Annotated in this window: 16 protein-coding genes; 9 read left to right on the top strand and 7 right to left on the bottom strand. The window is 47.1% G+C overall.

Annotated features, from left to right (window positions below; genetic code table 11):
• Positions 1-7 precede the first annotated feature (7 nt).
• The 9 genes from L990_RS11555 to L990_RS11515 all read left to right on the top strand — a co-directional run bounded on the left by L990_RS11555 (position 8) and on the right by L990_RS11515 (position 11,038).
• Positions 8-259: a hypothetical protein gene (locus L990_RS11555; RefSeq protein WP_047449273.1), complete on the top strand. Its 252-nt coding sequence runs from the start codon at positions 8-10 to the stop codon at positions 257-259.
• Positions 259-1,689, top strand: a complete 1,431-nt coding sequence (locus L990_RS11550; protein ID WP_047449271.1) for a monomeric [FeFe] hydrogenase — start codon at positions 259-261, stop codon at positions 1,687-1,689. Before L990_RS11555 ends, L990_RS11550 begins: the two co-directional genes overlap by 1 nt.
• Before the next feature lie 168 nt (positions 1,690-1,857).
• Positions 1,858-3,240: an NYN domain-containing protein gene (locus tag L990_RS11545; protein ID WP_047449267.1), complete on the top strand. Its 1,383-nt coding sequence runs from the start codon at positions 1,858-1,860 to the stop codon at positions 3,238-3,240.
• A 490-nt stretch (positions 3,241-3,730) separates the two neighbouring features.
• The gene (locus L990_RS19260; RefSeq protein WP_052180938.1) at positions 3,731-6,010 is read left to right on the top strand and encodes an LruC domain-containing protein; all 2,280 of its coding nucleotides are present in this window, start codon (positions 3,731-3,733) and stop codon (positions 6,008-6,010) included.
• Positions 6,011-6,209: 199 nt separating this feature from the next.
• Positions 6,210-7,493 (top strand): polyamine aminopropyltransferase, encoded by a 1,284-nt coding sequence (gene speE / locus L990_RS11535; protein ID WP_047449264.1) that lies wholly within the window; start codon positions 6,210-6,212, stop codon positions 7,491-7,493.
• A 2-nt stretch (positions 7,494-7,495) separates the two neighbouring features.
• On the top strand, positions 7,496-8,527 hold the full coding sequence (speB, locus tag L990_RS11530; protein WP_047449262.1) for an agmatinase: 1,032 nt from the start codon (positions 7,496-7,498) through the stop codon (positions 8,525-8,527).
• Between the two features lie 310 nt (positions 8,528-8,837).
• Entirely contained in the window at positions 8,838-9,893 is a 1,056-nt protein-coding gene (locus L990_RS11525) for a family 20 glycosylhydrolase (RefSeq protein WP_052180953.1), read from the top strand.
• A gap of 288 nt (positions 9,894-10,181) precedes the next feature.
• Positions 10,182-10,574 carry a hypothetical protein gene (locus L990_RS11520; protein WP_047449255.1) on the top strand — a complete coding sequence of 131 codons (393 nt, stop codon included), beginning with the start codon at positions 10,182-10,184 and terminating at the stop codon, positions 10,572-10,574.
• A gap of 74 nt (positions 10,575-10,648) precedes the next feature.
• Entirely contained in the window at positions 10,649-11,038 is a 390-nt protein-coding gene (locus L990_RS11515) for a hypothetical protein (RefSeq protein WP_052180937.1), read from the top strand.
• Positions 11,039-11,072: 34 nt separating this feature from the next.
• On the opposite strand, the gene L990_RS11510 is transcribed toward L990_RS11515, so the two are convergent.
• The 7 genes from L990_RS11510 to L990_RS11480 form a co-directional block, all read right to left on the bottom strand.
• Positions 11,073-12,041 carry a glycosyl hydrolase gene (locus L990_RS11510; RefSeq protein WP_156121522.1) on the bottom strand — a complete coding sequence of 323 codons (969 nt, stop codon included), beginning with the start codon at positions 12,039-12,041 and terminating at the stop codon, positions 11,073-11,075.
• Between the two features lie 150 nt (positions 12,042-12,191).
• Complete coding sequence (locus tag L990_RS11505) at positions 12,192-12,692, bottom strand: hypothetical protein (protein ID WP_047449249.1); 501 nt, start codon at positions 12,690-12,692, stop codon at positions 12,192-12,194.
• Positions 12,693-12,932: 240 nt separating this feature from the next.
• Positions 12,933-14,366: an efflux transporter outer membrane subunit gene (locus tag L990_RS11500; RefSeq protein ID WP_047449244.1), complete on the bottom strand. Its 1,434-nt coding sequence runs from the start codon at positions 14,364-14,366 to the stop codon at positions 12,933-12,935.
• Positions 14,350-17,529 carry an efflux RND transporter permease subunit gene (locus L990_RS11495; protein WP_047449241.1) on the bottom strand — a complete coding sequence of 1,060 codons (3,180 nt, stop codon included), beginning with the start codon at positions 17,527-17,529 and terminating at the stop codon, positions 14,350-14,352. The genes L990_RS11500 and L990_RS11495 overlap by 17 nt, the downstream gene beginning before the upstream one ends.
• Before the next feature lie 14 nt (positions 17,530-17,543).
• Positions 17,544-18,641: an efflux RND transporter periplasmic adaptor subunit gene (locus L990_RS11490; RefSeq protein WP_047449372.1), complete on the bottom strand. Its 1,098-nt coding sequence runs from the start codon at positions 18,639-18,641 to the stop codon at positions 17,544-17,546.
• A gap of 102 nt (positions 18,642-18,743) precedes the next feature.
• On the bottom strand, positions 18,744-19,118 hold the full coding sequence (locus L990_RS19255; RefSeq protein ID WP_052180936.1) for a hypothetical protein: 375 nt from the start codon (positions 19,116-19,118) through the stop codon (positions 18,744-18,746).
• Between the two features lie 127 nt (positions 19,119-19,245).
• Positions 19,246-19,953, bottom strand: a complete 708-nt coding sequence (locus L990_RS11480; RefSeq protein WP_047449238.1) for a hypothetical protein — start codon at positions 19,951-19,953, stop codon at positions 19,246-19,248.
• Between the last annotated feature and the right edge of the window lie 343 nt (positions 19,954-20,296).

Here is a 20,296-nt window from a genome sequence, read left to right as displayed (position 1 = left end):
TAAGGCTATGATAACAGTAAAAATTTGCACAGGAACGCTGTGCTATGTAATGGGAGGCTCAGACCTTTGGACACTGCAGGATATCCTGCCCGAGAATCTAAAGGATAGAGTTTTTATAAAAGGCTCTCCCTGCTTGGGGTACTGCACCAACGAGCAGCCCGTAAAGGCGCCATACGCAGAAGTAAATGGAAAGGTTATCCGAGAAGCATCGGTATCTAGTATTATAGAAGTAATTAAGGAAGAGTTAGGAGGAGAATAATGGCTGTTACCAACAACGCAATGCTCATTCGCCGTGAGCTGCTAACCAGAATATCGAAGCAGCTTAACGAGGGAACAATCGAAAAAGAAATAGATAGAATTCCGATTGAAATGCGCCCTCGCTACAGCGAAACATCGCGCTGCTGTATCCACAAAGATAGAGCTGTAATCAAGTATCGCATCATGGCGCTACTTGGCTATAATGTAGAAGACGAAGAAGACGAGCTTACCTCGCTATCAGAATATGCCAGAAAAGCATTCGATAGGGAAAAGGTTACGGACACCATGCTAACGGTGGTGGATGAAGCTTGTAGCTCGTGCGTAAAAGCAAACTATGTAGTGACCAACATGTGCCGCGGCTGCGTTGCGCGTCCGTGCGTGATGAATTGTAATAAAAAGGCAATAGACTTCCACAACGGACAGGCGTCAATAGAGCCGCATAAGTGCGTGAACTGTGGTATCTGCCAACGAGTTTGCCCATTTCACGCCATCATCTACCAGCCAGTACCTTGCGAGGAATCTTGTCCCGTAGGCGCAATTAGCAAAGATGAGCACGGAATAGAGCATATCAACAAAGCCAAATGTATCAACTGCGGCAAATGTATTGGGGCATGTCCTTTTGGGGCCATAATGGAGAAAACCCACTTTGTGGAGATCTACAAGGCCTTTAAGTCAGAAAAAAAGGTGGTAGCCTTAGCAGCACCAGCTATTGCAGGACAGTTTAAGGTTCCAATGGAGAAAATTGTTGGCGCATTAAAGGAGCTTGGATTTGACGACGTGGTTGAAGTTGCTCTTGGAGCCGATGTTACCACCGAAAACGAAGCGGCAGAACTTGTTGAGCGACTGGAAGAAGGCGCACCATTTATGACAACCTCCTGCTGTCCATCATACGTAAATTTGGTAGAAAAGCACATTCCGGAGCTAAAACCATTCGTATCGCATACCAAAACGCCAATGTACTACACGGCTGAAATAGCCCGCCAAAAGTATCCAGATGGAGTTCTTGTTATGATTGCTCCCTGTACTGGAAAACGTCACGAAGCCTACAGTGACCCCAACGTTGATTTGGTAGTTAGCTTCGAAGAGTTTGGGGCAATGATGGTTGCTCATGGTGTCGAAATAGCCAATGCTACCGAAGAGGTAATAAGCAACGATATTACCAACGTAGCACGTGGATTTGGCTACTCTGGTGGTGTTACCAACGCCGTTAAGGCATACGCACCTCATGCACAGGTCGAGCCAGTTATCATAAACGGAATAGATAAAGCACAAATTAAGATGCTAAAGACATTCCCACAATCGTGCAGCGGCAATTTTGTCGAGGTGATGAGCTGTGAAGGAGGCTGCGTGGCTGGTTGCAACGTAATAGCCAATCCCAAAATAGCGCTTCGTCAAATAGACGAGCTCATGAAAAGAAGTAAAATCAAGTAATTGATAAAGATATAAGCTGTGCCTGAGAGGCACATCTTAGGTTGTGATTTAGGTGTTGGCCGTGGGGTGGTGCCCGCGGCCTTTTTTTCTTACAAAATATTGACAAATTAATGTTTTTTACATAAATTTAATCATCCATTTTTACAACAACCTAAATCTTAACCAGCAATGAACTCCAACGCTCCCTACAACACTGGAATTTTCATTGACATTGAAAATCTCACAAAAGGATACGGTATAAGCCCCAAAGTCGTGAAAGGACTTTCCATTAAAGAGATCATACGGCTAATACTAGATACGGAGAAGACAGGACGAATAGCCGTGCACAAAGCTTACGCTAACTGGTTTAACCCAAAACTCTCCTTCCTATTAAACGATCTTGTAGACTTAGATATCGAGCCAATAACCGTCTTTGGCACGCATGGCGGGAATCTCCGAAATGTTTCCGACATAAGGCTGTGCATTGATGTGATGGAGGTGCTCCACACCCACCCCGAAATTACCTGCTACGTAATAATTTCAGGAGATGGAGCCTACGCCAACCTGGTTCATCAGCTACATCAATACGGAAAAACGGTTATTGGGTGCGCCTATAAAAATGCAACAAACAAAATGTTCTCGGCTGTTTGCGATCATTTTATTTGGATAGAAGATCCTGAGCTAGAAAACGAGCGCATAAACATCCGCGTTGCCGACACCAGAAACATGCACCTTATAGATAAGATGAAAGATAATGGTGAACCGGACAACAACAATCTAATCTGGATAAAAATCAACGATCTAATACAGCAAATTTCCCGCTCGAAGGAGTACAAGAAATCGCTAGAGCAAGGCATAAACCCATCGGTAATTCGGGAGCTGCTTGATGCTACCATCCCCAACTTCGATCCATCGGCACTAGGATACGACCGATTCATCGACTTTTTGGTACATGCAACAAAAAAAACAGACCTGTCCGTCTACTTTACGCCTCCTTCTAACTTTAAAGTTGGCTTCAAAGGGTTTAAACCAACTGGCTCCGTAGCCATGCAAAATAAGAACGACGACAAAAATAAGGTCTCCGATTTTGTACTAAAAGATGAGCGAATAAAGAGGCTAGTAAGAGATGTTAAGCATATTAATGCAAACGGATCTACTACAGAAATCACCGAAAAGTTAAAAGAGATTATCGGCTGGATGAGTGCCGATATAGAATTTAAGCATAGCTTTGTTGAAGGTGTGAATCCATCAACGGTAGATTGTGCCATAAAGGAGGTTATCATAGGATTCAGCTATAAGCAGCTAGGATTTCCTCGGTTTAGCGACATGCTTTGCTCGCTGCTCCAAAATACCGAGCTATGCATAGCCCAATGTAAAACAAACAGTTCGAACTGGAAGGTATTCTTTAAGGATAGCTTACCCAACAGCTTTACCGTATATACTAGCCAAGCTACAGAAAAAGAGGAATCAACCCAACCGATAATACCTTGGGATAATATTCCAACAGCAAAAGAAAACGCCCCAAACCTACTTATGCAGCTGGCAAACAAATTTAAACCATCGCACAAATAGGGTAAGCCCTATAACAAATAAATCCCGATATCACATCGGGATTTATTTTGTCTAACCATTTCTAAATCTATGAAAAAACCGTTTATTCTGCTACTGCTTATGCTTTGCATCAACCAGTAATTGTCAGCTTGAACTCATTTGGAATTATGAAGTTTACTAATCATAAACCAAGAATTGTGCCAACTTTCATTTTGTAGAAAAAGAGTTCCTTTCAACACCACTCAATCTTTAATCTCTTTTTCTACACTACAAAAATACAACAGATTATTGCCCGGATGGGTTAAGACTTTGTTAGAGCTGGTTAACGAGTTGTTAAATTTGAAATACAGAGATTTCGCATAAGATAGAGTTCCCCATTCGAAATATCTGTTAGCATATCTAATTCTACTCCCAAAAAGTAATACAATACCCATATTAATGAACTCAAAAGGAATCTTAGCGTTTAAAATTCATCGCATTAGATCTATTACCAACATTAAATAACGAGATAATGAGACATTACTGGAGTAGAATTCTTATTTACGCGTTTAGCATTGCCCTAATAGCAGCATCGTGTAAGAAAAGCAGCTTCGAAGAAAACAGCAATCCCGAAGAAACGCTAACCATCCCCTCCTCCTTTACATGGGAAACAACACGTGCAGTCAGCATCAACATTCAGTCGGGTGATGCCAATGCCAATGGGCTACTTTATAAGGTAAGTATTTATACGAGCAACCCAACCAGCGGCTCAACCCCAATAAATAGCGGAGCTGTTGGCTACGGATATCCGTACAAATTGACACAAAATCTTCCTGTAACAACCAAGACTCTTTACCTCAAAATATCCTACCCAACAGGAGGAGAAACAACGGTTAGCCAAGATATCAGCGGTAATACCTTAAGCTACACAATTCCATCAACCGTAAAAGCCAAATCACAAAAAACGGTGGTTATTTCGGGGCCCGACTGTAACACAGGTTGCGAAAGTTCCATAAGCGGAAGCGCAACTGCAACCATTACTGGAGGGAAAACCTACTGCATAACAGGGACTTTTAACGGAGCGCTTAACTTTGAGTTTTGGAGCGGCGGAGGAACGCTTCGGATATGTGGGAATGCTACCATCACTTCGGCAACCCTAGGTTCAAATTGTAACATTGTGGTTGCTGAGGGAGGAACGCTAAACGTTCAAAACTTAAGTATGGACGCCAACTCGCAAATAGTTGCTTGGCCTAATACAACCGTCAAGTTCGAGTCGCTCAACATGAACTCGTCAAGTTCGAGCATAACCAACTACTCCAGCAACATGTCTTTTAGCGGCGGATTTGCCCCTAATGGAAATATCACCAACTATGGGAAAATATCAATAGGCCAGAACTTGACAACAGGCAACAACGACGGCTCCGTAAACAACACAGGCATTATTCGCGTATTGGGCACCATAGATTTCAACCAAGGTCTTCTTAATAGCGGAACCGTAGAGGCGGATGGAAATATCAACATTAATGTTGCTAGAATTTACAAAAACGAATGTAAAATCATATCCCATAACAACATAAACTTCAACAATGGGACTTTCACCTGTAATAGTGGTTACGTGCAAGCCGCTAGCTCTATAGCGGTTAATGGTTCCTGCATACTAACCCTACAAAACCAGTCGATGATAAAGGCAAACGATATCACATTCAATGTTGGCATAACAGGTAGCGGCAGCCAGAACTCCATAATTTCGACAGGCAGCGCAACCATTAATGGCAACTCAAAAATTAGCGGAGCAATAGAATGGGCTGATGCAAACGAAACCCTAAAAAATGGATCGTTGGCCAACTTTACCAACGGAGCTACATTCGTTAAACTCGAAAATGCAACAAACGTAATTCCCATTTCGGAGTGCAATCCTATAGGAATAGGAAAACCTAAAGATATAGACAAGGATGGCGACGGAGTGGCAGATATCCTAGACGACTACCCCAGCGATCCAGATAGGGCCTTTGATAGCTACTACCCATCAAAGAGCGGCTTTGCCACCTTTGCCTTCGAAGACTTGTGGCCCTCTACTGGCGACTACGACTTTAACGACCTAGTGGTAAACGCTCAGGTGAAATATGTAACCAACGCGCGTAACCTAGTTGTTGATATTGTTGGTAAATACTACGTTGCCGCAGTAGGCGGATCGTACAAAAGCGGATTCGGCCTACAACTGGATAAGCTGCTACCTGGAGACATTAAGTCGGTAACCCGATCGAATAGCAACAGCCAAGGCTACATTACCGAAAACAGCAACGGAACAGAAAACGGTCCGGACAAAGCCGTGGTTATACTTTGGGACAATACCGAAAATATGATTCACCGAGCAGGAGGTTCTACCTTTAACGCCATAACAGGAAACCCTGTAGGAAAATCGGATACCCTCAACATCAAAATAACCTTGGCCGCACCAAAGGCAGTCGAGGAGGTTGGCTCCATGCCATTAAACCATTTCCTAATTAAGAACATGGAGCGAAAGGTGGAGATACACCTGCCCAACGCCAAGCCAACATCGCTAGCAAACACCAGCCTATTTGGTACCGCTAACGATGCCTCTAAGCCCGATCAGGGAAGATACTACGTAACGGCAGGCAACCTACCTTGGGCTCTTTACCTCCCCAGCCAGTTTGACTATCCAACCGAAAAGACAAGCATCCTAGATGCCTATCTAAAGTTTCAAAGTTGGGCCGAGTCGGGAGGTACGCTTTACCCCGATTGGTACTCGAACTCACAATACCGCAACGAAAACGGGATATACAAAAAATAGGTAGCATAACCGAGAGCCCTCAACCGCTCTCGGTTTCTTTTTATAGAAATCCCCCGGCACCCCACCCCATCCATTCTGAAGCATACATAACCACATTTAACTTGTAAATAGCACGATGCGCCTACACAGGGTTGGAATTAAAAGCTAAATCGGCTATCTTTGCTCAATTATCGATTGTTATATTAATTAAACCCACGTAATGTCTGCATTAGGAAGGCACATCTTAGTTGAGTTCATGGGCTGTAATCCCGAAATCCTCAACGACGTGTTTGTAATTGAGCAAGGAATGGTAAAAGCAGCATCTAAAGCTGGCGCAACCGTTATCAACTCAACCTTTCACCACTTTTCTCCTTACGGAGTATCTGGTGTTGTGGTAATACAAGAAAGCCATTTGGCCATTCATACTTGGCCCGAATATGGCTACGCAGCTGTAGATTTATTTACATGCGGCGATTCTGTAGACCCATGGATCTCTTTCGACTACCTAAAAAAGGTATTCGAATCGAGCAACTACTCTGCCCTAGAGATGAAAAGAGGCTCGTTAAACCTTCTAAGCCGAGTTGACTTCGACATGAACAACATTCGGGAGGAGGCTAAGAAGCACGTCAACCCAGAGACCTTCAACCGGAACGTGTGGTTTACCGATAAGGACGACAACCAAGCGCTATCGCTCCGCTACACCGGCGAGGTGCTTTACGATAAGACATCTCCTTTCCAGCGTACCCGTATTATTGATACCTACGCCTACGGAACAGCGCTTACCATCGACAACATGGTAATGTGTACCGAAAAGGACGAGACCCACTACCACGAAATGATTAGCCACCCAGCAATACTATCGCATGGTGCAATCAAAAACGTGCTAGTTATTGGCGGAGGCGATGGAGGTACCATCAGAGAGGTGCTACGCCACTCCTCTATCGACAAGGTAACCATGGTAGAAATTGACGAAAACGTAATCGAAGCATCGAAGCAATTCCTTCCTTCCATTTCGCGCAGCTTCAACCACCCCAAGCTGACCCTTATAATTGGCGATGGCATTAAGTATTTGGCCGAGGCTAAGCCAGAGAGCTACGACCTTATAATTGTAGACGGATCAGACCCAGTAGGCCCTGCAGAAGGACTCTTCTCGAAAGGATTCTACGAAAACTGCCGCCGCGCGCTTACCCCTACCGGAATTCTGGTAACGCAGGCCGAGTCTCCGCTATTCAACAGCCACGCCTTTGCCGAGCTGAACGTCTGCCTAAAGGAGGTATTCAGCAAGGAAACCGTGAAGACTCTTCTATTTCACATACCAACCTACCCATCGGGAACTTGGAGCTTTCAGCTCGCAACCAAGGGCGAGGTTGACGTAACCAAAGTTGAAGATGAATGTGCTGAACGCTTCGGTACGAACCACCTGCTAAACTACTACAACGCAGCGGTACACCGTGCAGCATTCGCACTACCTAACTATGTAAAACGAATGCTAAACGAACTTTAATTATGGAGTTTAACCCCAACGGCGTTGGAATGCCCAACGGCAACTATTTCGCACTTCCCTACACCCCCGAAGAATCGAACGTAGTTCTTCTATCAGTACCTTGGGATGTGACCACATCGTACGCACCCGGAACAGCAGATGGACCACAGGCAATACTAGACGCCTCTCCTCAGCTAGACCTGTACGATCCTTTTGTAAAGGATGCCTGGAAGGTTGGCATTGGAACCCTTCCGACAGATGAAGACTGGCGAGCCAAATCGGCAGAGCTTCGCGAGCTGGCAGAGGATGTTATCGAGCGCCTTGAAAACGGAGAGCAGGAAACGTCTTCAGCAATTGTAAAGCATCTAAAAACAATCAACACCGCTTCTGAGGCACTAAACGAGTACGTTTACGAGGAAGCTAAGGAGTGGATTGAAAAAGGAAAAATAGTTGGGGTTGTTGGCGGAGAGCACAGCGTACCATTCGGTCTAATCAAAGCGCTATCCGAAAAGCACGAAGGGCTAGGTATTCTGCATATTGACGCGCACTGCGATTTACGTGTTGCCTACGAAGGGTTTACTTACTCGCATGCTTCCATAATGTACAACGTGCTAGACAAGCTACCAAAGGTTGATAGACTGGTACAGGTTGCCGTTCGCGATTTTAGCGAAGAGGAGATCGACTTCGCCATGAACCACCCTAAGGTTGTTCCCTTCACCGATTTTGAAATCGCTGAGGAGAAATTTCAGGGCATGACCTGGCATGAGCAGTGCGAGCAGATAATAGAGCAGCTACCAAGCAACGTTTACATAAGCTTCGATATCGATGGACTAACTCCCGATAACTGCCCAACAACAGGTACTCCTGTTCCTGGCGGACTATCGTACCAAGAGGCCATCTACCTTCTTAAGCTGGTAGCCGAAAGCGGACGTAAGATTGTAGGATTCGACCTAGTAGAGGTTGCTCCTGCCGAAGAGGGCGAGTGGGATGCCAACGTAGGTGCCCGCCTGCTTTATAAGCTTTGCAACCTTGCCTACAAATCGGCCAACAAGTAGAGATGAACTACCAACAATAGCAACAAAGGCTCCTAGTTTTAGGGGCCTTTTCTTTATCCTCCCCCCTGCTATGTTTGTCATAAAAGGATAGCGGCTACAAAATGACAGCTACCACAAGCACTCCTCCCAACCTGTACAAGAACTTGCCTACTGGTATGTTATTTATATACTTATTAGCTTAGTGGCAGTATAAATAAAAGGCACAACTCCCAAAAAAGGGTTGCTTTACTACCAATAAAAATACCTCAAAACGTTCCACTAACCGCTAATTTTAACCATGAGAATTATCGCTCTCGTAGCCATCCTAGCCATGCCATTTTTAGCAAAGGCTCAGTGCGTAACAGACAGCATAATGCCCATTCGAGGCCTTAGCATTGCTGCCCCACAGGCAAAAAGCTGTGACAGATTTGTAGCATTTATCGAAAAGGAGCTAGCCCCTAGAGGCGTAAATACCCTTATACTTCGGGTAGACTACAACTATGCCTACAAAACGCATCCCGAGCTAAGAAACGACACTACCCTCACAGAAAAGGATGTTAAGAAAATCGTAGGCGTATGTAAAAAGAACGGAATTAAAATTGTTCCGCAAATAAACCTGCTTGGACACCAATCGTGGGCATCGAAGGAGGAAAGGCTCCTTAAGGTTTACCCACAGTTTGACGAAACGCCTTGGGTTAAAATGCCCGAAAAGTACGACTGGCCCAATAGCGATGGGCTGTACTGTAAAAGTTACTGCCCCCTACATCCCGATGTACACAAAATAGTATTTGAGCTTATCGACGAGCTGACGGAGGTATTCGAGGCAAACGATTTTCATGCAGGACTTGACGAGGTTTTCTACCTGGGGGAGGAGAAGTGCCCACGCTGTGCGGGTAGAGATAAAGCCGAGCTTTTTGCGGGCGAGGTGAACCTTATTAGAAACCATCTGGCCCAGAAAAACAGAAAGCTTTGGATGTGGGGAGATCGGCTAATAGATGGACAGCAAACAGGAATGGGCATGTGGGAGGCCAGCATGAATTGCACCCACCGCGCCATAGACCTTATTGCCAAAGATATTTTTATCTGCGACTGGCACTACGAGCGTCCCGATAAAACGGCCATATACTTTGCCATGAAAGGGTTTAATGTGGCTACCTGCGTGTGGAATAAGCACGAGGTTTCGATGCTGCAAACCCAAGATATTATAAAGTTTAGAAAGGAGTCATCGCCTGCCATGCAGGAGCGTTTTAAAGGGATAGTGGTAACCTTCTGGGGTAGCGCAGAAAGTATGGTAGACAACTTCGATAAGTCGGCAGAGCCAGACCGCGAGCCTACCAAGGCATTTCTTAATGTATTCGACTATGTGAAAAGACTTAGTAAGCCGTAGGTATTCCCAAACGGTATAGCTCCTTACACTATGCTGGTTGGAGTACCTCCTTACTATGGTAAGCTTGATTGATTAAATAGTTTAGCCTTGAGTTCGCTCAAGGCTATTTTTTTTACCACTTCCCCCAAAACAGGCGCAGCGTTCTCCCTAAAAAAAGAGCCAAATTCATTGCCTCCGATGAATCAAAATCGCTCCTCGAATGTTATATGAATTACATGGGATCGAAATTCATTGCAAAAACGGGCAGAACCGAAAAGCCATACGAGTAGGAATCTAAACCATCTAACCATGAGAAACTACAAGGTTATATATTGGATACCACGAGCTGCAGCAGCGGCGCTCATGCTGCTTACTGGAGCCATCACCATCAGCCCAACATCCCCCACCCTAACCACAGGCCAGCAGCTGGGAACCTTTGTATTCGAGCTTATACCCAGCCTTATGCTGCTAGCCCTACTTCTTTTTGCCTGCAGATGGAGCTACGCGGGAGGAGTGGTGTACACGCTTTTAGGTATCACCTTTAGCATAATACTACTTATGCAGCTTTGGGACGCTAGCACCTATACCTACCTGCAAAGTATTGGCATTACCCTACTCGCCTCCATGCCGTTTACCCTTGTAGGGGTGCTCTTCTTAGCGGCCCATCAAGTGGATAAAAGAAGGCATCAGCAGACCAGCTAGCATAAAAAGCGGCTATCCGTTAAAAGGCTATCCGTTAAAAGCAGATAGGTAAAGAATATAAAATAGAAGCAAACATGAAGGCATCACTAAAAATTGCTTACTGGGCACCCCGCCTACTTGCCATCGCATCCATCCTGTTTATTAGCATCTTTGCTTTCGACGCTTTCGATCCTCGCTACTCCGTGATACAGCAGCTAGGCAACTTCTTTCTACACCTTATCCCGTCGATTGTGCTGCTGCTCATTCTCCTATTGGCCTGGAAAAAGGAGCTGCTTGGCGGGGTGATATTCATTCTTGTTGGGCTAATATTTGCCATCCCCATCTACCTGCACAACTACACGGCCAACCATTTTTCGGTTGGACAGTCGCTTCTGACGGTGCTAATAGTATGCCTACCCTTTACTGCCGTAGGTTTCCTATTTTTGGTTAGTCGTAAGCTCCACAGAAAGGCGCGCAGGCGTTAACTCGCCAACGGGCTAACCACTACCTACTACAAGCTTACCTTTGCGCCCGTCGCAAAAAGAGCTGCCCCTCCTCTACTAGCCGACTACCATCCTCCGTCAGCTTGTTTTTTGTACCTCCTACAAGCTGATGGTTTAGGGCAATGGTAACATTGGGAAATGATTCTATAAAGTTGGATAGCGCCTCCAGCTCCACGTAGTAGGTCGGATTAGCCCTATCCTGATTACTCCCATACTCGGTTATCCACAGCTCCTTACTTCCTGTTTTAGCATTCTGAGTAACCTCCACAAACTCCGACTTCTCCTGCTCGAAGGTACTATTGGGGTTTATGTAAATATGGTAGGTATAGGCATCTACGCCTTTAAAAGTAGCATCCACCACCTGCCTATTCCAGCTATACATTCTTTCGTTCCCCTTCCTTACCTTTCGGCCTAGCAGCAGAGCGGCAATCTTTGCCTTTGGGAATCTCTTTCGCAGCTCTGGAATCCAGCTATTAACCCGTAAGGCGTAATCCTTACCGCTAGGGAAGGCTGCTACGTACTCCTCGTTTTGGGCGTAGAGCTCGTTCCCCATCTCTATAAAGGCAATTTCTACACCTAGCTGCTCTATCGAAGCCAGCATCTGGATCTGATCCTCTACCGATTTATTTAAAACATCGAGCACAAATACAAACTTTGCCCCCGTATAGTCCGCCAGCTTTTTCACCTCACCAATTGGGTGAGACACCCTACTCTTTCGGGATGTTATGACGCCCCTCCTCCAATCCCAGCTATGGGTAACGGTACCACCCGGATAGCGCAGCAGCCTAGGCCGAAGCTGCCGAATGTTATCGCACATGGTCGGGCTCAGGTAGGGCATCATCGAAAAATTTTGGTTAAACCCCGTTAGCACATCCGCCCTACCCGCCGCCAACGCGGCTGGCCTTTGCTCCTGCGCATGCCCCATCTGCGGTGCGAGCATCAGCAGTAAAAGAACGAATGAAAGTAGCCTAATAGTTCTATCCATTTTTTAGTAGTTGTTGTCGTTAATTCTGCGGCGCACCCATCTCCCTAAGCGACTAGCAGGTTACGGCAGATGCTGCAGGACAATGCGCCATACGGCCAGATGCTACACCATTTATCGGCAGCTGACAAGGGCAGCTGTAGCAACAGCGGCCTACCGACAAATATCGCTAAAAGCCATACTTTTTTGTGCTAATATCTTTCCCTCTAAGCTGACATTATCCACCAGCGAAAACTCAATAAGCCGATCTGCCATTACCTTTCGGAAGGATGAATTCTCGCGCGATAGCCTCCTAAAGTCTGCAACTAGCGAATCTAGCAGCTTACGCTCGTCGATAGCACTACCGTCCTTTAGGTCAATCCAAAATAAATCGTTTCTAACCTTAATCGCACGGTCGTTATCCTCGCTCTTTGAAATAAGGATATTGTCGTAGGCAAACGTTCTACCGTCGTTTATCGCCAAAACCCGTTTTCGAATATCCATCCGCCGCTTTTGGATATCCCTAACGCTATCAAAAATCAAAGCAGCAGCAATCCCTGCCAGCGGAATAAAATCGGCGATTTTTATGCCATTCCTATCCCCTATCCTAACAAACACCACCCATAGCACCCCTAACGAGAGCCACAATAGCGTCTTTACAACTTTTCTTTTCATAGCAGTAACGAATAGTTAAATCTTCAATCTATAGCAAAGCCTACGTAAGCCGGCCTTAAGGTATTAAAATGTTCGGAAAAGTGGAGAGGCGAACCGTAACCGACTCGCCTCTTTCTATGCTATCTGCATGGTTAGGGTAATAAAACAGATGCTCTTACGCGCATGCCTGCGTATTTCTAAAAAAAGGAGGTTGCCCAATAACGGGCAACCTCCAGCATTTACCATCCAATTAATTCTCCTCTACTTCCACCCTCCTCCTAACGCCTTATACATGCCAACAGCGGCAATCCTCTGCTGCTTGTAGGTCGAGATCATTTCGAGATTTGCATTCAGCGCATTTTGTTGCGCCATCAGCACATCCAAATAGCTAGCTTTAGCGGTTTTAAATAGGTCGATTGAGGTTTCTATTGACTGATTTATAGCCATGCACTCCTGTTTTTTGAGAGAGCCTACTTGCCTCAACATATCAATATTAGAGAGCTGATTAACTACCTCGATATACCCATTAAGGATTGTCTTTTGGTAGACGTACATTGCCTCTAGCTGATTTGACTTTGCTATGCCAAACTCAGCCTTAAGTGCGCTCCTGTTCATCAGCGGGAGGGATAGTCCACCAAGAATAGAGTACGCAAGTGATGCTGGCGACTTAAACAGATAGCCCATGCTGTATGCATTAAGCCCGTAACTTGCCGAGATATTCAATGAGGGGAAGAATGCAGCCCGAGCCGCCTTTAAATCAAACTGCGCAGCTTTTACTTGGAGCTCCGCCTCACGAATATCTGGTCGGTTAAGAAGGAGCTGCATGGGCAAGCCTACCGCAATTTGGTGCGGAAGTTCGCTGAAAAGCATCTCCTTACAGCACGCTATGGGCTTAGGAAACCGTCCTAGTAAAAAATTAAGTCGGTTCTCTGTCTCCACGCGCTGTTGCTGCTTCTCCTTTTCCATCACCTGAGATCCAATCTGCTGCACCTTTAGCTGCTGTACGGCCAGCTCGTTAGCACGCCCTACCTGCTTTTGGATTACCGCAATTTCGAGAGCCTCCTCATTTTTTGCGGCAGCCTGCCGTATAATATCGAGCTCATTATCTAGCGCAAGCAGCTCGTAGTAGGCTTCGGCCACATCGGCAATAAGCGAGGTAATAACCAAGTTTACCCCCTCGGCAGTAGATAGATACCTAGCAACTGCCGCCTTCCGCTGGTTGCGCAACTTTCCCCATGCAGCCACCTCCCATGTCGATGTCAGCCCTATACGGTAATCGGGAAGATGCTTTGGGGTCTGCTTCCCGGGAGCAATTTCAGAATTTGCATTACCCGCTCCATCACTTGTATAAAGTCCAAATCGGCTAACACCACCTGATATATCAGCCGACACCTGGGGCAACATTGCTCCCGATGCTCCCTTAACGAGCCAACGTGAAGCCTCAACGCGCTGAAATGCCACCTGTAGATCCATGCTATTGGCAAGCGCAGTATCGATAAGCTGCAGCAGCATCGAATCGGAAAAGTACTGCCGCCACTCAATGCGCGCAATGTTAGCGCTATCTGCGTGTTCCTGCTGGTAAGATAAGGGGATGCGCTGCTGGGGAATGCTCAGGTTGGTGCTTAACGTCTTGCAGCCACCCAAAACCGCTAGTAGAGCCGCTAGCACCCCTAATCGTCTAAAAAACCTCTTCATATTCTTCTTGTTTTTCGGTAAGCTGCGAGCTCGTTCTCGCCTTTTTTTTACTAATCTTTTCGGAGAATACGGCAAAGACAACGTACAAACCAGGGATGAGCAGAACCCCCAATACAGTTCCAAAAATCATCCCCCCTGCAGCTGCAGAACCAATTGTCCTATTACCATTTGCGCCCACGCCTGCTGCAAAAATAAGCGGGACTAACCCCGCAACGAAGGAAAAAGAGGTCATAAGAATAGGCCGTAAGCGGACAGACACCGCCTCGACGGCAGACTGAACGATTGTACGGCCTACACAACGGCGTTGCACGGCATACTCCACTATTAAAATTGCATTTTTACCGAGAATCCCGATAAGCATCAGAAGGGCAATCTGCGCGTAAATATTGTTCTCTAGCCCTAGAAGAACCAGAAAGGCAAACGAGCCAAACATCCCAAGCGGCAAGAACAGCAGCACAGGAAACGGAAGTAGGAAACTCTCGTACTGTGCTGCCAGCACCAAGTAGATGAACAGTATCGACACTAGAAATATGAGCATACCTTTACCACCCGAGGTTACCTCATCGAGCGTTATACCCGACCATTCGAAGCCATAGCCCTTGGGTAACGATGCTTGGGCAACCTCCTGAATTGCCTTTATAACATCGCCCGTACTATAACCCGGTGCGGCATCGCCCGTAATTTGGGCTGCGGTGTACATGTTGTAGCGCATTATCTTTTCGGGTCCATAAGTTCGCCCGAGCGTAACAAACGACGAGTAGGGTACCATTAATCCCGCATCGTTTTTGACGTTAAGCTTAAGCACATCCTCGGGAGTAACACGATACAGCTGATCGGCCTGCACCATAACCTTAAACATCTTGCCAAAGCGCACAAAGTTGGATGCGTACTCCCCCCCAATAAGGGTTTGCAGATTTCCCATGGCAGCCTCCACGGTTACCCCCTTCTGCGCGGCCTTCTCGTAGTCTACGTTTATCAGATATTGCGGAAAGTTGGCGTCGAAGATGGTTACGGCCGACTGTATCTCGGGTCGCTGCCTTAGCATTTCGATGAAATGATCGGTAACGCGCTGCATTTCGTTCTGATCGTCCTTCCCCGACTTATCCTGCAAGTAAAATTCAAAGCCTCCTGCACTAGTGTAGCCCGATACTGGCGGTGGTGCAAAGAACTCTACTTCGCCCGACTTAATGTGGCGCGTTTTCGCGTAGAGCTCTGCAATAATATCGTCAGCCGAATGCTTACGCCTGCTCCAGCTATCGAGGTTGATAATTAGAGTTCCATATATAGGACCAGTACCATCCACCATGATATTCTGCCCAGCCAGCGACGAAACCGATTCTACGCCATCTATCCCGTTGGCAATCTGCTGCACCTGATCAACCACCTTCTCTGTACGCTCGATGGTGGCTGCACGGGGCAGCGTTATGGAGCAGTAGATTGTTCCCTGATCCTCACCCGGTATAAATCCCGTTGGAGTGATGGCCGAAAGCCCCCAAGTGCCCAATGCGAAAGCGATGAGCACCCCAAAGGTTACCATCCTACGGTTAACAATTAGCTCCACAATCCTACGATACCTTAGCTCGATCTGCTGGTACCAGCGCTCGAAACCCGCGAGCAGGCGACCAACAAATCCTTTTGGCGTACGGCTAGCTTTTCTCACAGGCCTTAGGATAAGGGCACAAAGCGCAGGCGAAAGGGTTAACGCGGTAATACATGATATAATCACCGAGATGCCCATAGTGATGGCAAACTGGCGGTAAAACATCCCTACAGGCCCTCCCATAAAGGACACCGGGATAAAAAACGCCACCATAACCAGCGTCATGGAGACAATCGCGCCCGTTATTTCGCGCATGGCAGCTGTTGTTGCCTCCAAAGGACCAACACCCAACCGCTCCATTTTAGTATGAACAGCCTCGACCACCACGATGGCATCATCAACCACCACTCCGATAGCCAGCACCAGCGCAAAAAGCGTAATCATATTAATGGATAGCCCAAAGTAGGGCATAAAGAAGAAGGTGCCAACCAGCGATACCGGTATGGCTAGGGTAGGAATCAGGGTCGATCGAAAATTCTGCAGAAAGAGGAATACCACCAACGAGACCAGCACAAAGGCAATAGCCAGCGTCTTAATCACCTCGTGTATGGATGCCTCCAAAAACTGCGACACGTCGTAGCCGATGCTGTAATCCATTCCCGGAAGGAACGTATCCTTCTTCAGCACCGACATGCGAGCCTTCACCTTCTTTATCACGTCGGAGGCGTTAGAGCCAGGAAGCTGCTTAAGCAGTATCGATGCCGCAGGGCGACCATCCTTCTTGGCCTTCACGTCAAAAAAAGCCGTACTGAGTTCCACATCGGCAATATCCTTTAGCCTCACAATGCGCCCATCGGAATCAGACTTTACGACGATATTGCCATACTGCTTCTCGTCGGTAAACTTACCCGTATAGCGCAGCGCAAACTGCATTGCCTGCGGATGCTTGTCGGAGCTCTCTCCTAGCTGACCAGGAGCAGCCTCCACGTTCTGCGCCTGCAGCGCCTCCAGCACCTCATTGGCCGATAGGTTGTAGGCCGTCAGCCTATCGGGCTTAAGCCATACCCTTATGGCATACTCGCGCTGCCCCATCACGTCAATGAAGCCCACACCATCGATGCGCTTAAGCTCGTCGTAGATATTTATCTGGGCAAAGTTGTAGAGAAACTTCTCGTCGAGCGAAGGATCGTTGCTACTGATGTTAAGGTACATCAGCATGCTGTTCACCTCCTTCTTTACCTCCAATCCGTTCTGCCGTACCTCGGCAGGCAGCTCTCCCACAACTGTAGACACCCGGTTCTGCACGTTAACGGCGGCCATCTCGGGATCGGTACCCGTCTGAAATCGCATCTGTAAGATTGCCGTCCCGTCGTTACCCGCTGTAGAGATCATGTACTTCAGCCCTGCCACCCCATTGATGGCGCGCTCCAACGGCCTTACAACAGTTTTGGTTAGCACTTCGGCATTGGCTCCAGGGTATTGAGCCGTGACGTTAACTTCGGGAGGTGCAATTTCAGGAAACTGCTCTACCGACGATTGGGATATCGCCAGCAGGCCAAGAAGCATGATAACGATGGCTATAACCATCGAAAGCACCGGACGGCGTATAAATTTTGCTACCATACACTCCTCCTACTTTATAAGGCATGGGCCAAGGTTACCACCTCGGGATTTATTCTATCCCCCTCCTTCACCTGCTGAATACCTTCGTAGATAAACCGATCACGAAGCGAAACCCCATCACGAATGACATATAGGTGGGCTAGGCTAACCATCGGCGTTATCTTTTGCAGCCTTACCCTACTATCTGCATCTACCAAATAGACGTAGGTATTCCCTTGTATTTCGAAGGTAGACTTCTTGGGAACTACCAGCGCATGCTTAAGCTCATTTTTCACCACTACCTTTCCGCTGCTTCCGTGCTTCAAGATGTGCTCGGGATTGGGAAAGCGGGCACGGAAAGCAATATTCCCCGTTCCTCTATCAAACTCGCTTTCGGTGGTTTCCACCACGCCCTTATGCCCATAAAGAGTGTTGTTAGCCAGCATAAGCGTAACCACCTTGTTCTGCCCCCTATCCTTTGCGGCAGCATACTCCAGATACTCCTTTTCCGACAGGTTAAAGTACACCAGCATAGCGCTGCTGTTGGAGATGGTGGTTAACATAGCCCCCTCCTCTACCAAGCTTCCTAGTTTGTTTGGTATCCGATTGATGGCTCCATCAAAAGGAGCTCTAACCTGAGTATAGGATAGGTTCAGAGCGGCTTGCTCCCAATCGGCCTGTGCCTCGGAAACCTTAGCTTTGGCCGCCTCGCACCTTGCCTTGGCCATCTCCATTTCTGCGTCAGACACCACCTTCCGGTCTACCAGCTTACGGGTACCATCCAGCTCTATCTCTACAGCTCGAAGATCGGCCTGCGCGCTCTTCAGCACCGCTTTTGCCTTTAGCAGCTCCTGCCGATACTGGCTGCTGCTGATGGTAAACAACAGCGCCCCCTTGGCCACATGCTGCCCCTCGTCTACATAAACCCGCTCAATAATACCCTTAATGCGCGCACGAACCTCCACATTAGCCAGCGCGCTTACCTGGGCAACATACTCTTTCTCATAAACCGTATCGATAACCGAAGGGGTTACCACCTTAAACCTGCTATCGCTCTTTACCGACGTCTTTGACGAGCAAGATGCCAGAAATGTAAAGGCACAGCAGCTCAATAGCAATGCATAGCACTTCATTGTTACAATAAATTTCTTAGATGTTGTACTGAAAGTTTGGACAATAGAGTACCCTACCATGCCGATATATACCGACAGGTTAAGGCACCTGCTAAGAGAGCGCTATGCTTTGGGAGGAGGGGGAATTATATTATGGCTATACTGGCTCTTGCACGACTCCGACCAGCTAATAGGGTAGACATACTCGGTATACGACGAAACTAAAGCAACAGTAACAGGCGCTTCGAGCACGTAGTATTGGAGATCTACACTAATAGAGCCATTATCATCTGGCTCGTCGTGCTCCGGAATGGCATTGTCGATATGAAGCACCTTTTCCATCACTATTTCGACAATACTTTCCATGTCGTTTAGCGAAAGATCTTCGGCAAAGCAGTCGGGATAAAGATCGGGAGAGTCCACACTAAAGTTAAGTACGTGCATCGCTAGCAGCAATGCCGTAAATCGTAAAATAATATGTCTCCTAAGGTATCCCATCAGTAGCCTGCAAAGCTAGCATTCTGGAACAATTCCGAATGTTAAGAATTACCAAAACAGAAATCTCCCCATGCCAACCAGGCTATTTGTCTTCCGCAGGCATTCCGATAATAAAAGGCAACACCGCCTATAGGATAACCGTCATATACTGGCTGCTCCACGGACCTGAAAGATGGGGATGCCGGGTGCTATACCAGCGCAGATGGATGTACAGCATCTTCCCAAAGTGCTGCGCACCTAGATGGAGTGTAAACGACGCCTTGGTGGAGAACGCGGTTGAATTCCACTCTTCAAGAGGCTCCTCGGGAGGCGTATCACCTACCTTGTAGCAATACTGAACACAGCTGGCTGGCTTTAGTATGGCTGCCCGTCGTGCGGAACCACCAAAGCATCGAACCCTCATTGTGCCACCGCCAATGGGCTGCATCACCACCATAACCAGCTCGCTTATGGCAGAGGTCGGTTTGGTGTACACCCTTTTCTGTAGCAGCCCCTTACGAATGTTGAATATCTCCACATCGCGGATGGTGGTGTTGGGTGAGCTGCCAATCCGATCGAGAAAGTGGCAGCTCCTATCAAAGCTAATAGCGCTATTCATAATACTCAGCAGCTCGGCTCTGACGTTGGCAGTACGGCTGCGATGCTTATCGATGTACAACGAGTAAAGCGGATTCCACTGCTCGGCAAATTGGCGCCAGGTGGTAGCCTCCTCCTCCGAAATATTTAACCTCAGGTAGTTCGGCTCGGGCGTATCCTCGAAAAGATAGCTAGCCGTTAGATTGATGTATCCGCGAAAATCGGCAAATAGCCGAGGGATTCTGGGTGGTGATGGCATATTCGAATAAGTTTAGAGTATATACCAGCAAAGCCTACAGCAGCATTTCCACAAAAAGAGGCGGCTGCTAATAGCCTACATCTCAAATTTATAAAATAAATTTCAGAATTAAAAGATGCGCATACCACCGTAGCGATGCTCAAAAAAGGAGGGACACACCCTGCGGCTAGCCTCGCCACCTAGCAGAGCGGCCTACAGTATTCCACCCTACCTTTGCCACTCCTGTAAGCAGGCAGCGACTCGTAAAAAAGCTGCAGAATGGCACTAGAGGTCAGCCTGTAGCGGCTACAATATGGCTTAATGGAGTATTAAGCCTGCAGCAAGCCGCTACAATGTGGCTTAA

It is taken from the genome of Alistipes sp. ZOR0009 (genome assembly GCF_000798815.1).
Lineage (GTDB): Bacteria > Bacteroidota > Bacteroidia > Bacteroidales > ZOR0009 > Acetobacteroides.
This window is presented reverse-complemented; position numbering and strand designations above follow the sequence as displayed.

What these genes read in the sequence shown, in the direction of transcription:
- L990_RS11555 (WP_047449273.1), top strand. Translation starts at nt 8, where the DNA reads ATGATAACAGTAAAAATTTGCACAGGAACGCTGTGCTATGTAATGGGA.
- L990_RS11550 (WP_047449271.1), top strand. Translation starts at nt 259, where the DNA reads ATGGCTGTTACCAACAACGCAATGCTCATTCGCCGTGAGCTGCTAACC.
- L990_RS11545 (WP_047449267.1), top strand. Translation starts at nt 1,858, where the DNA reads ATGAACTCCAACGCTCCCTACAACACTGGAATTTTCATTGACATTGAA.
- L990_RS19260 (WP_052180938.1), top strand. Translation starts at nt 3,731, where the DNA reads ATGAGACATTACTGGAGTAGAATTCTTATTTACGCGTTTAGCATTGCC.
- speE (WP_047449264.1), top strand. Translation starts at nt 6,210, where the DNA reads ATGTCTGCATTAGGAAGGCACATCTTAGTTGAGTTCATGGGCTGTAAT.
- speB (WP_047449262.1), top strand. Translation starts at nt 7,496, where the DNA reads ATGGAGTTTAACCCCAACGGCGTTGGAATGCCCAACGGCAACTATTTC.
- L990_RS11525 (WP_052180953.1), top strand. Translation starts at nt 8,838, where the DNA reads ATGCCATTTTTAGCAAAGGCTCAGTGCGTAACAGACAGCATAATGCCC.
- L990_RS11520 (WP_047449255.1), top strand. Translation starts at nt 10,182, where the DNA reads ATGAGAAACTACAAGGTTATATATTGGATACCACGAGCTGCAGCAGCG.
- L990_RS11515 (WP_052180937.1), top strand. Translation starts at nt 10,649, where the DNA reads ATGAAGGCATCACTAAAAATTGCTTACTGGGCACCCCGCCTACTTGCC.
- L990_RS11510 (WP_156121522.1), bottom strand. Translation starts at nt 12,041, where the DNA reads ATGGATAGAACTATTAGGCTACTTTCATTCGTTCTTTTACTGCTGATG.
- L990_RS11505 (WP_047449249.1), bottom strand. Translation starts at nt 12,692, where the DNA reads ATGAAAAGAAAAGTTGTAAAGACGCTATTGTGGCTCTCGTTAGGGGTG.
- L990_RS11500 (WP_047449244.1), bottom strand. Translation starts at nt 14,366, where the DNA reads ATGAAGAGGTTTTTTAGACGATTAGGGGTGCTAGCGGCTCTACTAGCG.
- L990_RS11495 (WP_047449241.1), bottom strand. Translation starts at nt 17,529, where the DNA reads ATGGTAGCAAAATTTATACGCCGTCCGGTGCTTTCGATGGTTATAGCC.
- L990_RS11490 (WP_047449372.1), bottom strand. Translation starts at nt 18,641, where the DNA reads ATGAAGTGCTATGCATTGCTATTGAGCTGCTGTGCCTTTACATTTCTG.
- L990_RS19255 (WP_052180936.1), bottom strand. Translation starts at nt 19,118, where the DNA reads ATGGGATACCTTAGGAGACATATTATTTTACGATTTACGGCATTGCTG.
- L990_RS11480 (WP_047449238.1), bottom strand. Translation starts at nt 19,953, where the DNA reads ATGCCATCACCACCCAGAATCCCTCGGCTATTTGCCGATTTTCGCGGA.